This window comes from Sphingobium sp. SYK-6, assembly GCF_000283515.1.
Lineage (GTDB): Bacteria > Pseudomonadota > Alphaproteobacteria > Sphingomonadales > Sphingomonadaceae > Sphingobium > Sphingobium lignivorans.
Map to the genome: position 1 here is coordinate 1590586 of NC_015976.1, position 12751 is coordinate 1603336.

At 68.7% G+C, this 12751-nt stretch carries 10 protein-coding genes; 8 read left to right on the plus strand and 2 right to left on the minus strand.

The genetic code is table 11. From position 1 onward, the window contains the following. The first annotated feature begins 1 nt into the window (after position 1). Genes tsaE through trxA form a run of 6 tightly spaced genes read left to right on the plus strand, consistent with a single transcriptional unit; the run spans position 2 to position 9019 of the window. Entirely contained in the window at positions 2-460 is a 459-nt protein-coding gene (gene tsaE, locus SLG_RS07195; RefSeq protein ID WP_014075787.1) for a tRNA (adenosine(37)-N6)-threonylcarbamoyltransferase complex ATPase subunit type 1 TsaE, read from the plus strand. Next, the gene (locus SLG_RS07200) at positions 457-1449 is read left to right on the plus strand and encodes an aminoglycoside phosphotransferase family protein (protein ID WP_014075788.1); all 993 of its coding nucleotides are present in this window, start codon (positions 457-459) and stop codon (positions 1447-1449) included. The genes tsaE and SLG_RS07200 overlap by 4 nt, the downstream gene beginning before the upstream one ends. Then, the gene (locus SLG_RS07205; protein ID WP_014075789.1) at positions 1446-2171 is read left to right on the plus strand and encodes a nucleotidyltransferase family protein; all 726 of its coding nucleotides are present in this window, start codon (positions 1446-1448) and stop codon (positions 2169-2171) included. Before SLG_RS07200 ends, SLG_RS07205 begins: the two co-directional genes overlap by 4 nt. After that, a complete protein-coding gene (gene addB / locus SLG_RS07210) occupies positions 2164-5181 on the plus strand; it encodes a double-strand break repair protein AddB (RefSeq protein WP_014075790.1) in 3018 nt (1005 codons plus the stop codon). The genes SLG_RS07205 and addB overlap by 8 nt, the downstream gene beginning before the upstream one ends. Beyond that, positions 5174-8665 (plus strand): double-strand break repair helicase AddA, encoded by a 3492-nt coding sequence (gene addA / locus SLG_RS07215; RefSeq protein WP_041392855.1) that lies wholly within the window; start codon positions 5174-5176, stop codon positions 8663-8665. The genes addB and addA overlap by 8 nt, the downstream gene beginning before the upstream one ends. A 33-nt stretch (positions 8666-8698) precedes the next feature. After that, entirely contained in the window at positions 8699-9019 is a 321-nt protein-coding gene (gene trxA, locus SLG_RS07220) for a thioredoxin (protein ID WP_014075792.1), read from the plus strand. Positions 9020-9606: 587 nt separating this feature from the next. Here the strand turns inward: trxA and SLG_RS07225 are convergent. Together SLG_RS07225 and argJ are read right to left on the minus strand one after the other, a co-directional pair. Beyond that, a complete protein-coding gene (locus SLG_RS07225; RefSeq protein ID WP_014075793.1) occupies positions 9607-10404 on the minus strand; it encodes an inositol monophosphatase family protein in 798 nt (265 codons plus the stop codon). A 4-nt stretch (positions 10405-10408) separates the two neighbouring features. Continuing rightward, positions 10409-11632, minus strand: coding sequence for a bifunctional glutamate N-acetyltransferase/amino-acid acetyltransferase ArgJ (gene argJ / locus SLG_RS07230; protein WP_014075794.1), 1224 nt, complete (start codon positions 11630-11632; stop codon positions 10409-10411). Positions 11633-11731: 99 nt separating this feature from the next. Here argJ and SLG_RS20320 point away from each other — a divergent pair, with 99 nt between their 5' ends. Both SLG_RS20320 and SLG_RS07240 read left to right on the plus strand, forming a co-directional pair. Continuing rightward, positions 11732-12241 carry an energy transducer TonB gene (locus tag SLG_RS20320; RefSeq protein ID WP_014075795.1) on the plus strand — a complete coding sequence of 170 codons (510 nt, stop codon included), beginning with the start codon at positions 11732-11734 and terminating at the stop codon, positions 12239-12241. Positions 12242-12487: 246 nt separating this feature from the next. After that, positions 12488-12736, plus strand: coding sequence for a hypothetical protein (locus SLG_RS07240; protein ID WP_041391798.1), 249 nt, complete (start codon positions 12488-12490; stop codon positions 12734-12736). Positions 12737-12751 lie beyond the last annotated feature (15 nt).

Sequence of the window (12751 nt, forward strand, 5' to 3'; positions counted from 1 at the left end):
CATGCGCATCGTGACGCGCGCGCTCGCCGGGCCGGAAGACACCCAGGCTGCCGGCGAGGCGCTTGCCGGGCAGCTTCGCCCCGGTGACGTCCTGATGCTGGAAGGCGGGCTGGGGGCTGGCAAGACGACGCTCGCGCGGGGCCTGCTGCGCGGCCTGGGTTTCACGGGCGACGTGCCCAGCCCGACCTTCGCGATCCTGCAAGGTTATGAGCCACCGGAAACGGCGCTGCCGCTCGCTCATGTCGATCTCTATCGGATCGAGGAGGAAAGCGAACTGGAGGAACTGGGGCTCGACGACTGGCTGAGCGAGGGCGTGCTCGTGATCGAATGGCCTGACCGGCTTGGCGGTCGCTATGCGGACAATGCGCTGGCGCTGGCGATCGAGCCGTCCGGCGAGGGCGGGCGAGTCTTGACAGCGCGCCTTCCCCGGTCTTGGGAAAGCCGATGGCCGTTCCCATGATTCCGCCCGCCGGCGCTCCCGCTTTTCTTGCCGCTGCCGGATGGAAAGGTGCGCAGATCCTCCCGCTTGCCGGCGATGCCTCGTTCCGCCGCTATTTCCGGATCGTGGATAGCGATCGCCGGGCGATCCTGATGGACGCGCCGCCGCCGCACGAGGATCCGCGTCCGTTCATCGCCGTGGGGGAATGGCTTTGCGGTCATGGCTTCGCCGCGCCCGCCATCCTCGCGCGTGACCTGGCGCAGGGTCTCGTGCTGCTGGAGGATTTCGGCGATGCGCGCGTGCGCGAATATGTCGATGCCGCTCCTGAGGAGGAAATGGCCGTCTATACCCGCGCGGTCGATCTGCTTGCGCAGCTGCACCGGCAACCGGCCAAGACCGACCTCCCGCCTTATGATCGTGCCGTCTATCAGCGCGAGGCAGGGCTGCTTCCCGAATGGTTCTGCCCCGCCGCCGGGCTCGATGTCGACCAGGAGAGCTACATCGCCGCCTGGGACCAGGTGCTGCCGATCGTCGAGGGCGATGCGGCGCCGGTGGTGACGGTGCTGCGGGACTATCATGCCGAGAACATCATGCTGCTGCCGGACCATGCACGCTCGCATGGCCTGGGCCTGCTCGATTTTCAGGACGCACTGGCCGGCCACCCAGCCTATGATCTCGTTTCTCTCCTGCAGGACGCGCGGCGCGACGTCTCGCCCGAGGTCGAACGAGCGATGCTGGCCCATTACCAGTCCGTCGCGGCGGTCTCGGCGGATTTCGAGGCGGCCTATGCGGTGCTCGGCGCTCAGCGCAATGCCAAGATCATCGGTATCTTCACCCGGCTCTGGAAACGCGACGGCAAGCCGCGCTACCTCGATTTCCTGCCGCGCATGTGGGGGCTTCTGGAGCGCGATCTCGCGCATCCGGCGCTGGCGCCCGTCGCCGCATGGTTCGCTGCCAATGTGCCGGCACAGGCGCGCGGGCCGCTGCACAGCGACGAGAATGCGGCATGAGCATCGAACTCGAGACCGCGATGCTGATGGCGGCAGGCCTCGGCAAGCGCATGCGGCCGCTCACCGCTACCCGGCCCAAGCCGCTGATCCGCGTCGCGCGCCAGCCTTTGCTGGATCATGCGCTCGACCGGATCGAGGAAGCCGGCATCCGCCGCATCATCGTCAATGTCCATTATCTGCCCGACGCGATCGAGGCGCATCTGGCTGCCCGCGCGCGGCGCACGGGGGTGGACTATGTGGTCTCGGACGAGCGTGACAAGCTGCTCGAAACGGGCGGGGGGCTGGTGAAGGCCCTGCCGCTGCTCGGTGACAAGCCGTTTCTATGCGCCAATAGTGACAATCTCTGGGTCAATGGCCCGTTCGATGCGATCGGCGCGCTGGCGGCGCGCTGGGACGACAGGGTAATGGATGCCCTGCTGCTGATGATCCCCCATGCGCGGGCGACCGGCCACAGCGGGCTGGGCGATTTCCACATGGATGCGAATGGCCGGCTTAGCCGCCGCCGGTCCGGGCGCGTGGCGCCATTCGTCTTCACGGGCATCCAGATCCTGTCGCCCCGGCTCATTGTCGAGCCCCCCTCGGATGTCTTCTCCACCAATGTGTTCTGGGATCGGGCCATCGCGGAGGGGCGCGCTTATGGCATGACCCATGCCGGCCTGTGGTTCGATGTCGGGACGCCGCAGGCCATTCCGCTGGTCGAGGCGGCGCTCGCCAGTGTCTGAGCGGCGCGCGCCCGCTCTCTATACCATTCCCGCCCACCGGGCCTTTTCGGATGCGCTGGCGGCCGGTCTTCTGGCGCGCCACGGCCGCGAGGGTGGCGGGTTACGCCTGGCGCGGGGCATCATCCTCCTGCCCAACAATCGCGCGGTCCGCGCGGTGCGCGATGCATTCGTGCGCGCGTCGGGCAGCGGACTGCTGCTGCCTCGCCTCGTGCCCGTTGGCGATGTCGATCTCGACCAGACGCTGGGCAATGCGCTCGCTCCGCTGGGCGCGGATGCCGCATTGCCCCCTGCCATCGGATCGACCGAGCGGCTGATGATGCTGGCCCGGCTTGTACGCGAGCAGCGCGCGAAGGCCGGGGAACGGATCGAGATGGGCGAGGCCTGGCGTCTCGCCGCTGCGCTGGCGCGCACGCTCGACCAGCTCATCGTGGAACGCAAGGCTCCCTCGGACCTGAAGGCGCTGGAGCCGGACGACCTCTCCAGCCACTGGCGCAGCGCCTTTGGCGCCTTCGAGGAGCTGATGGCGGCCTGGCAGCAGGCGCTGGCCCTGCGGGGCTGCATCGACATGGCCGAGCGGCGCAACCGGCTGCTGGATCATGTCGCCGGGCGCTGGCGCTTGGCCCCGCCGGACAGGTTCGTGGTCGCGGCGGGCATCGTCACCAGTGCGCCGGCAGTGGCGGGTCTGCTGCGCGTCGTGTCGGACCTGCCGGACGGCATGGTCGTCCTGCCCGATCTCGACCTCAACCTGACGCCGGAGCAATGGGACGCGATTGGCCCGGTGATGGCGCCCGAGCCGGGACGGGAACGAACGGTTCCGCCACAGGAAACCCATCCCCAGTTCGCGCTCAAGCTGATGCTCGAGCGGATGGGTGTGCATCGCGACGAGGTGGCACTCTGGCGCTGGGGCAGCGAGCATGACGCGCGCGCGGCGCGTGGCCGGGCGATCAGCAATGCGATGCTGCCCGCGCTGCTGACGGGCGGGTGGCCCAAGGTGCCGCGCGGAGAACGCGCGCTGCGGGACGTGCGCGCCATAGAGGCTGCCAGCCCCGCCGAGGAAGCGCAGGCTATCGCTATCGCCTTGCGCGAGGCCGTGGAGACGCCCGGCCGGACGGCGGCTTTGGTGACGCCGGATCGCGCCCTTGCCACGCGCGTCTCCGCGCATCTGCGGCGCTGGGGCATCGAGGCGGACGACAGTGCGGGTCGGCCGCTCGCGCAACTGCCGCCGGGCACGCTGCTGCTGGCACTGGCTCAGGCCGGAGCGGAGCGATTCGCGCCGGTCGCCTTGCTCGCCCTGCTGAAGCATCCGCTGGTGATGGCCGGGGAGGGGCGCCTCGCCTGGCTGGAGCAGGTGCGGCGGCTCGATCTGCTGCTGCGCGGCCCCCGGCCGCCAGCGGGGCTCGACGGCGTCGCCGGCTTGCTCGCGGAAGAGGGCGGGCGACGCGAGCCCCTTCGTGCCGCCTTGCGGCCCTGGTGGCCCGGCGTCGCCGCGATGCTCGGCGGGATCGAGACGGCCTTCGCTGCCGAGCGGCCCTTGCCCGATCTCTTTGCGGCGTTGCGCGGGGCAGCCTCGGCGCTCACAGGCGAGCGGGTCTGGTCGGGGCATCAGGGGCATTCTGCCGCCCGGCTGATCGCGGATGCAGAGGCTGCGGCGCCGCATGGGCCGCCCACTGCCGATCCGGCCGGCTTCGTGAGCATGCTGGCGCAGATCATGACGGCCGAGGCCGTCCGTCCGCCGCAGGGCGGTCATCCGCGCGTGCAGATACTGGGCTTGCTCGAAGCGCGACTCCAGCAGGCGGATCTCATGATCCTCGCGGGGCTCAACGAAGGCGTGTGGCCGGGCCTGCCGTCGCCGGACCCATGGCTCGCGCCGCGCATCCGCCATGCCCTCGGTCTGCCGGGGCTGGATTATCGGATCGGTCTTTCGGCCCATGATTTCGCCAACGGACTGGGGGCGCCGCAGGTCATCCTGTCGCGCGCCCGGCGCGATTCCTCGGCGCCGACGGTCGCGTCGCGATTCTGGCTGCGGCTCAAGGCCATGACCGGCGAGCGCTGGGTGGAAGACAATCGCCTGATCGCGCTCGCGCGCATGATCGACCGGCCAGTCCAAGCGGCGCCGGCCACGCCGGTACCCGCGCCATGCCCGCCGGTGGAGGTGCGACCGAAGGAGATCGCGGTCACGGACGTCGATCGCTTGCGCGCCGATCCTTATGCTTTCTACGCGGCTCGAATCCTGCGCCTCTCCCCACTGGAGCCGGTCGATGCCGATCCCGGCCCGGCCTGGCGCGGCACGCGCGCGCATGACGTGCTGCAGCGCTGGATGGAGGAAGGCAGCGGCGATCCGGCCCGGCTGGCGGCCCTTGCGCAGGACATGATCGCGGGCGCAGCGGCGCATCCGCTGCTGCGGGCGCTGTGGCAGCCACGCCTGCTGGCCGGCCTGGATTGGGTCGCGGCGGAAGTGGCGGCGCAGCGCGAAACGGGGCGCACCATATTGTTCGGCGAACGCTGGGGGAAGATCGAGCGGGGTGGTGTCGTTCTGCGCGGCAAGCCGGACCGGATGGACCGGCTCGCCGATGGTGCGCTCGCCGTGGTCGATTACAAGAGCGGCGCCACCGCATCCGTGCGGCAGGTCGAGGCGGGCTATTCGCTCCAGCTCGGCCTGCTCGGCCTCATCGCGCGCGAGGGCGGATTCGAGGAGGCGGCGGGGGTGGTGCGAGGCACGCCGGTCAGCGCCTTCGAATATTGGAAGCTCGGCAAGTCCGCCAAGGGCGCGTTCGGCTACAAGCGCCCGCTCACGGACCCGCGCGGCACGCACAGGCGGATCGTGACCGATGCCTTCCTGCCCATGGTCGAACGCTTCTTCGATGAAGCGGCGGCGCGCTGGCTGACGGGGGGAGAGCCGTTCACGGCGCGGCCGCATTCGGATGCGCCGGTCTTCACGGACTATGACCAGCTCATGCGGCTCGACGAATGGTTCGGCCGGGGCGGCCGGCCGGGTGGTGACGATGGCTGAGGTCGGGATGCTTCATCCGCTCACCGGGGATCAGGCCGGCGCGTCCGATCCGCGAGGGCATCGCTGGGTGACGGCGTCCGCCGGCACTGGCAAGACGGCGGTGCTTTCCGCCCGGGTCCTGCGGCTGCTGCTGCAGGATGTCGCGCCCGAGCGCATCCTCTGCCTCACCTTCACCAAGGCCGGTGCGGCGGAGATGGCCGAGCGCGTGCATGGCCGGCTCGCCCGCTGGGTGCAGGTCGACGATGTCGACCTGTTCCGCGACCTTGAGGCGCTGGGCGAAGTGGCCGATCCTGCCATGCGCGAGAAAGCGCGCCTGCTTTTCGCCCGCGTGCTCGATGCCACTGGCGGGGGGCTGCGCATCCAGACCATCCACAGCTTCTGCCAGTCGCTGTTGGCCGCCTTCCCGCTGGAGGCGGGGCTGGTGCCTGGCTTCGAGCCGCTGGACGACCGCGGGCAGGCGGAACTCTCCCGCCGCGCGCTTATCGCCATGATCGAGACTGCGCAGCGCGACGCGGACGAGCCGCTCCTTTCCGCCATCGAGATGCTGGCGCTGCGGCTGGGGGAAGACGGCACGCAGGCCTATCTTGCCCGGTGCGTGCGTGCGGCGAGTGCGCTCGATGCCTTGCCGGACGATCTGGAAGAGGCGCTGCTGGACCAGCTCGATTTGCCCACCGGCGATGTCGAGACGGTGCTGGCCGAGCGCTGTGAGGATGCGGCCTTTCCAGTGGCACGCCTGCGGCAGATCGCTACTGCCAATGCCGCATGGGGTGCGAAATCGGGACTGGAGACGGCCGATCGCATCGCTGCTTGGCTGGCCGCGGCTCCGCAGGCGCGGGCGGAAGGACTGGACGAGCTGTGCAGCGCGTTGCTGACCCGCGAGGGCGAGGTCAAGAATCGCAACCGGGACAAGCTGCTCGCTGCCGCGCCCGATTATGTCGCGCTGGCGACCGCCTGCGGCGAGGCCATCCGGGCGCTGGTCGACCTGCGGCGCCATGTCGCTTTCGTGCGCCTCGCCGCACGTGGGCTCCACGCCGGCCGGGCCTATGCCCGCGCATATGCGCAAGCCAAGCGCCAGGCGGGCGCCGTGGATTTCGACGATCTCATCGGCCATGCCAGCGCTTTGCTGACGCGCCCCGGCATGGCGGAATGGATCCGCTACAAGCTGGACCAGCGGGTCGACCATATTCTGGTCGATGAGGCGCAGGACACCAATGATGCGCAGTGGAGCATCGTCTGGTCCATCGTGGAAGAATTCCTCGAGGTCGAGGATGACGGACTTTCGGCCCTGCGCACCCTGTTCGTCGTGGGAGATACCAAGCAGGCGATCTTCGGTTTCCAGGGCACCAGCCCCGAAGCCTTCCTCGGCGCGCTGCGGGAATTCCGCGTGGCGGCCGGGCGAGTCAGCCATCCCTTCGAGGAATTGCCGCTGGCGCTCAGCTTCCGGTCCATGCCGGCGGTGCTGGATGTCGTCGACGCGGTGCTGGAGGAGGTCGGCCATGCCGAGTTCGGGCTCGAATCGCCATCCGCGCCGCACCAGAGCGCCCGGCGTCATCCCGGCCGTGTGCTGCTGCTGCCGCCAACGTCCCTGATCGTCGCCGGGAGCGAGGCGGAAGGCGAAGGCGCGGAGGAGGTCGAGGACGGGCCGGTCGAAGGCGAGGAAGACTGGCTCTCGGATCATCAGCGCCGCCATGCCGAGAAGATCGCGCGGCTGGTGAAGGCGCTGATCGGCACGCCGCTCGCCAGCAAGGGGCGCGATGCGCGGCCCGGCGACGTTCTCGTGCTGCTGCGCAGTCGCGGCGCGCTTTCCCGCCTCATCGTGGCGCGGCTCTATGAAGCGGGCGTGCCGGTGGCGGGCGTGGATCGCTTGCGGTTGCAGACGCCCCTTGCGGTGCGCGACCTGCTGGCGGCGCTGCGCTTTGCCGTGCAGCCGGAAGATGATCTCAATCTCGCCGGCCTGCTCGTCTCGCCTCTGATCGGCTGGAGCCAGGAGGATCTTTTGGCCCGCGCCATTCCCCGCCGCGGTTCGCTCTGGGGGCATCTGCGCGAGAATGCCGCGCCGGAGGCGCTGGCGCCGCTGCGCGGGCTGCTGGCAGCGGCGGATTTCACCACGCCCTATCGCTATCTGGAAGCCATCCTGTCCGGGCCGATGGATGGACGGCGCAAGCTCGTCGCGCGGCTGGGCGAGGAAGCGCGTGATGCGATCGACGAGCTCATCAATGCCGCGCTCGGTTTCGAAGCGGATGACCACCCGTCGCTCCAGCGCTTCATCGACTGGTTCGATCGCGGCGATGCGGACATCAAGCGGGAGCTGGGCGAGGGGGGCGACATGGTCCGGGTGATGACCGTCCATGGTTCCAAGGGGCTGGAAGCGCCGATCGTGATCCTCGCCGATGCCGCCTTCGACCCCGGCCAGCGCCCGCGCGCCGATGCGGTGGACCTGCCCGTGGCAAACACCTCGCTGCCGCTGATCCGCCCGGGCAAGGGCGAGGCCGCGCCCCCTATCGAGGCCGCGATGGATGCGGCGCAGCGGCTCGACATGGAGGAGCACTGGCGGCTGCTCTATGTCGCTCTCACGCGGGCGGAGGAGCAGCTGATCGTGACCGGCGCGCTTGGCAGCCGCGCCAAAGGCGTGGTGCCGGAGGGGAGCTGGCATCAGGCGGTGGAACGCGCGATGCGGCGGCTGGGCGCGGATCGCCTCGACATGGCGGAGTGGGGCGAGGGTTTCGCCTGGCAAGGCCCGGCCGGATTGCCGCCCGCCCGGCCCGCGCGCGGCGGCGGCGACCAGGCGCCCGGTGGGGCGGATGAGGCTCTGCCCGACTGGCTGCATGCGCCCGCGCCCACGGAAGCGCGGCCGCCGCGCCCGCTGGCGCCCTCGGCGGCCGTGGACGATGACGTGCCCGATCCGCCACCCGATGCCGCCATGCGGGCCGCAGCGGAGCGGGGGCGCCTGCTGCATGCGCTGTTCGAGCGGCTGCCGGACCTTCCGGGCGAAGAGCGCGTAGCGGCGGCCGAGCGCTGGCTGGCGGGGCCGGGCGGGCTCGCCGATCCCGCCGCGCGCAGGGCGCTGGTGGCGCATGTCCTCGCGGTGCTCGACGATCCTGCTCATGCCGCCCTGTTCGGCCCCGGCGCGCTCGCCGAAGCGCCGGTCGCCGCAGTGGTCGACGGGCAGGTGATCGCGGGAACGGTCGACCGGCTGCTGGTGCGGGACGAGGACGTCCATGTCGTGGATTTCAAGACCGGGCGGGCCGTGCCGGCGGACGTGGCGCAGGTGCCCCTCGCGCATGTCCGCCAGATGGCGGCCTATGTCGCGGCATTGGCGGAGATCTTTCCCGAGCGGCAAATTCGCGCGAGCCTGCTCTACACGGCGGGACCGCGTCTGGTCGATCTGTCGGCTGCGCTGCTTTCCGCGCACAAGCCCCGCTTTGGACCGGCGGAGCACAACTTGTCCGCCCACAATCTTGAGACGGGCGGTCCGGCTGACTAGATAACAACGCAAAGATGCAAGGAGTTTGCGATCATGGCCACCAAGGCGATTTCCGACGCGAGTTTTCATGACGATGTGATTGCGGCCGACAAGCCTGTGCTGGTCGATTTCTGGGCGGAATGGTGCGGCCCCTGCCGCATGATCGGGCCGGCGCTGGAGGAAATTAGCGAGGAGCTTGGTGACAAGGTGACGATCACCAAGATCAACATCGACGAGCATCCCGATGCGCCGGCGCGCTATGGCGTGCGCGGCATCCCCACGATGATCCTCTTCAAGAACGGCGCACCTGCTGCCACCAAGGTCGGCGCCGCGCCCAAGAGCGCGCTCAAGGGCTGGCTCGAAGGCGAGCTGTAAGGCTTTTCGGGAAAACGTCTTCCGGTCTCGGTCCGCCATCGACCGGGAGACGTGTCCGAAACATGACGCACGAGATGGCGGGGTGCTGGGTAGTCAGTTTCTCCATATAAATATCTTTTAAATTAATATGTTGCTGGCTATATTTTAGTTGCCATGAAACTTTCGGCCTTCTCCCGCCAGAAGATCCGAGCCCGGACTGAAACAGGCCGAGTCGCAGTGAGTCGCGCCGATGCCCGGCGCCCATGAGAACGGGATGGACCGAGGGATCGTGCGGGGTCTCCATGGCTGCGCCGCAGGCCTGTCCAACACGGCGCTCCAGTCTGGAAGTTGACGAAGATGACGATACGTCCGCATCATCTTCCGTTCCCCTGAGCTTTGCGGCTGAGCCAATGAGGCGGACGTCGGAGCCCGCCCCGGCAAGCCTGTGCGGGCTGGCCGGATGATGAAAATCCCTCCAATGAGAAAGAACCCTGCTTGCCAGCACCCTTTCGACAGGATGCGGTGACCGGCAGGGCTGCCATAGGAACAGCGGTGTAGGACAGGAAAAAGCGAGGCTGACGGACGCAGAAACGGCGACCGGCTTTCGCTCAGCGGTAAAGAATCCTCGCTGCCCGGTCCCACATGGCGGGGGAGGCGGCAGCAAGCATGCCGCGTCCGGGCTCGGCGCCGAGCCTGTAGGGTGATCCGTCCGGGCGCGCTACGCGGCCACCCGCCTCGTTGACGAACAGCGCGCCGGGTGCGTGATCCCATGGCAAGGTCCGCTCAAACACGGCGAGGTCATGCGTGCCGAGCACGATGCGTGGATACTGCTCGCCGGCACAACGGGGGATGTCCGTCATGGCGAAGCGGCCCTCGATCCGGTCGATGAGGCCTTGCCGGTCTTCCGGCTTCACGAAGAGCAAGGAGATGCCGGCAATCGGCAATGGGCCGCCGCTCTCGCGTGCGCTCACGCGCTCGCCATCGATGGTCGCGCCCTGGCCGAGCGCGGCATGGCAAAGACGGCCGGTCAGGGGATCGAGCATCCAGCCCGCCTGCGTGACGCCCGCATCGACCAGCGCGACCATGATTGCGAAAGGGGGGCGCCCTGCAGCGAAATTTCCTGTTCCATCAATGGGATCGATGAGCCAGTTCAGGCCTGTTGCGAGATCGTTCATCCGGGCCGGATCGGCCGCGCAGGCTTCCTCGCCCACGAGACCGGCTTCGGGCAGCAATCTCGCCAGCCCTTCGTTGAGGCGCTCTTCGGCTTCCCGGTCGGCGATGGTGACCAGCTCGCCGGCGGTTTTCTCCTCGACTTCGTGCGTGGCGAGATTGCGGTAGCGCGGCAGCACGACATCGCGCGCCACGGCCCGCATCAGATCGGCGACCGAGTCCGTCAGCGCGTCCATGGGTTCAGCTCCGGTAATCGGCGTTGATCGAGATGTAGCCGTGCGTCAGGTCGCAGGTCCACACCGTCGCCTTGCCATCGCCCAGCCCCAGATCGACGCCGATACGAATTTCGTCACCACGCAGATGATCGGCCACTGGCGTCTCGTCATAGCCCTCGACCGCAAGGCCATGTTTTGCAACCCAGATATCGCCGAACCGGATGGCCAGCCGGTCCCGGTCGGCCGGTTCGCCGGCTTTGCCGACGGCCATGACCACGCGACCCCAGTTGGCATCCTCCCCCGCGATCGCCGTCTTCACGAGCGGGGAATTGGCGATCGAGAGCCCCACCCTGCGGGCACTCTCGTCACTCACGGCGCCGGTGACGGCGATCTCGATGAACTTGCGGGCGCCTTCGCCATCCCGCACCACCAGCCTGGCCAGCTGCCCGCATATGTCGTCCAGCGCGGACAGGAATGCGTCCGCGCCCGGATCGTCCATCGTTCTGAGCGGTGCGTTGCCGGCCTTGCCCGTGGCGAAGACAAGGACCGTGTCGCTGGTCGAGGTATCCCCATCCACAGTGATGCACGAGAAGCTCGCCCGGTTGCAGGCGTCGAGCATCTGCTGGAGCAGGGCGGGGTCGATCGCCACATCGGTGAACACATATCCCAGCATGGTGGCCATGTCCGGCGCGATCATGCCGGATCCTTTGATGATCCCGGCCAGCCGAACCGTCCTGCCATCCACGATCGCGCTGGTCGTTGCCCCCTTGGCGAACGTATCGGTCGTGCCGATCGTCTCGGCCGCCTGCTCCCAGGTGCAGGGCGCGGCGGTGAGCGCCGCTTCCACGCCCGCGCGCGCCTTGTCCTGCGGCAGCGGCACGCCGATCACGCCGGTCGAGCTCACGAAGACTTCATCGATCGAGCAGCCCAGATGCGCGGCGACCTGCGTGCGAATCTGGTCGACCGCCTCGCGGCCCCGATAGCCGGTGAAGGCATTGCTGTTCCCGGCATTCACGATGAGCGCGCGGGCCCGGCCGCCAGCCGCGCTTTCCCGGCCCAGCTCGACTTCCGTGGACGAGCAGACATTGCGCGTGAACACGCCGGCGACGGCCGTGTCTTCGCTCAGCGCGACATAAGTGAGATCGCACCGGTCCCATTCCTTGTATCGCGCGCGCGCAATGCGTGGCGTCACCCCTTCGATGGCGGGCAGGGCGGGGAAGGGGCGGGCAAGAGGAGAGCGTTCGGTCATCGCCGCGCGATGGACCCAAAGAAGGGGCGAATCAAGGGATCGCATCCATCGCTTTGCGGGCGGCGGGGAATTCGCATAGGCAGGCGTCCGGGAGGCGCCATGAACAGGAAGTCGGCGGATCTGCTGAACGCGCTTGGGGGCGTCATCACCATCGCGAGCCTTCTCGCCTTTGCCTGGAGCCAGATCGCGGTCGACGGGCTGACGCGGCGCGCCGGGCGCGTCGTGCATCTCGCGGTGCAGGATCTGACCATCAACCTTGGCATGGCGGGGTCTGCGATCACGCCGGGGCCGCCTCCCGTCATCATGTTGCCGCCTGGCAGCAAGGCGCCCCGGGGCCGTGGCCCGGCAACCTGGATCACGAACGACGATTATCCCATGGAGGCGCTTCGCAACGAACAGTCAGGCGTGTCGCAGATCGCCTGGACCATCGAGCCGGATGGTCGCGCAGGGCAATGCCATGTCGTTCGCGGAAGCGGCCACGCCGTGCTGGACGAGGCTGCCCGCCGTCTCATCCTGCGCAATGGCCGATACGAGCCCGCGCGCGATGCGCAGGGGCGCGCCATACGGGCGGTGGATCAGCGCCGGGTCGTCTGGCGACTGGCGGACTAGGGCTGATCGCCATTCAGCGCTGGCGGCCTGCAAATGGCGGTTCCCGTACTTCCGGTGCTCACGTACCTTGAGTACGCTGCGCTCCGGGTCCCGAGAAACCACCATTTTCGCCACGCCATCATCTGAATGTCGAGCAGCCCTAAGCGCGCTATTCGCTGCCTGTTAATCCCGAATGGAATAGACGAAGGCGGTATTGGCCCTTATGTGGGCATCGTCCAACGGCGGAGTGTTTCTCGCTTGCAACTGATGATCCTCCTTTCCGCGCTTCTGGCGTCGCTGACCGGCCTGGTGGCCGGAGAGCGGCCGGTCGAGCGGGCACAGGTGGAGCAGAGCGCCGTTGCGGCCGTAGCGGGGGTCGCCGCGATCGCAGCTTCGTCCGCATCGCGGCCGGTTGACGTGGCGCCTGTGACGTGGACGGATGCGCCGCGTGCGCAGGTCGTGCGTCCCCTCGCCATGAACACGCGCCTCGCCATCCGGCAGAGCTGGCTGAGATAAGCCGTTCCGGGCCGC

Bases quoted from the DNA above. Each gene is read 5' to 3' on its own strand.
- addA (WP_041392855.1), top strand. From the start codon at position 5,174: ATGGCTGAGGTCGGGATGCTTCATCCGCTCACCGGGGATCAGGCCGGC.
- argJ (WP_014075794.1), bottom strand. From the start codon at position 11,632: ATGACCGAACGCTCTCCTCTTGCCCGCCCCTTCCCCGCCCTGCCCGCC.
- trxA (WP_014075792.1), top strand. From the start codon at position 8,699: ATGGCCACCAAGGCGATTTCCGACGCGAGTTTTCATGACGATGTGATT.
- tsaE (WP_014075787.1), top strand. From the start codon at position 2: ATGCGCATCGTGACGCGCGCGCTCGCCGGGCCGGAAGACACCCAGGCT.
- SLG_RS07200 (WP_014075788.1), top strand. From the start codon at position 457: ATGATTCCGCCCGCCGGCGCTCCCGCTTTTCTTGCCGCTGCCGGATGG.
- SLG_RS20320 (WP_014075795.1), top strand. From the start codon at position 11,732: ATGAACAGGAAGTCGGCGGATCTGCTGAACGCGCTTGGGGGCGTCATC.
- SLG_RS07225 (WP_014075793.1), bottom strand. From the start codon at position 10,404: ATGGACGCGCTGACGGACTCGGTCGCCGATCTGATGCGGGCCGTGGCG.
- SLG_RS07240 (WP_041391798.1), top strand. From the start codon at position 12,488: ATGATCCTCCTTTCCGCGCTTCTGGCGTCGCTGACCGGCCTGGTGGCC.
- SLG_RS07205 (WP_014075789.1), top strand. From the start codon at position 1,446: ATGAGCATCGAACTCGAGACCGCGATGCTGATGGCGGCAGGCCTCGGC.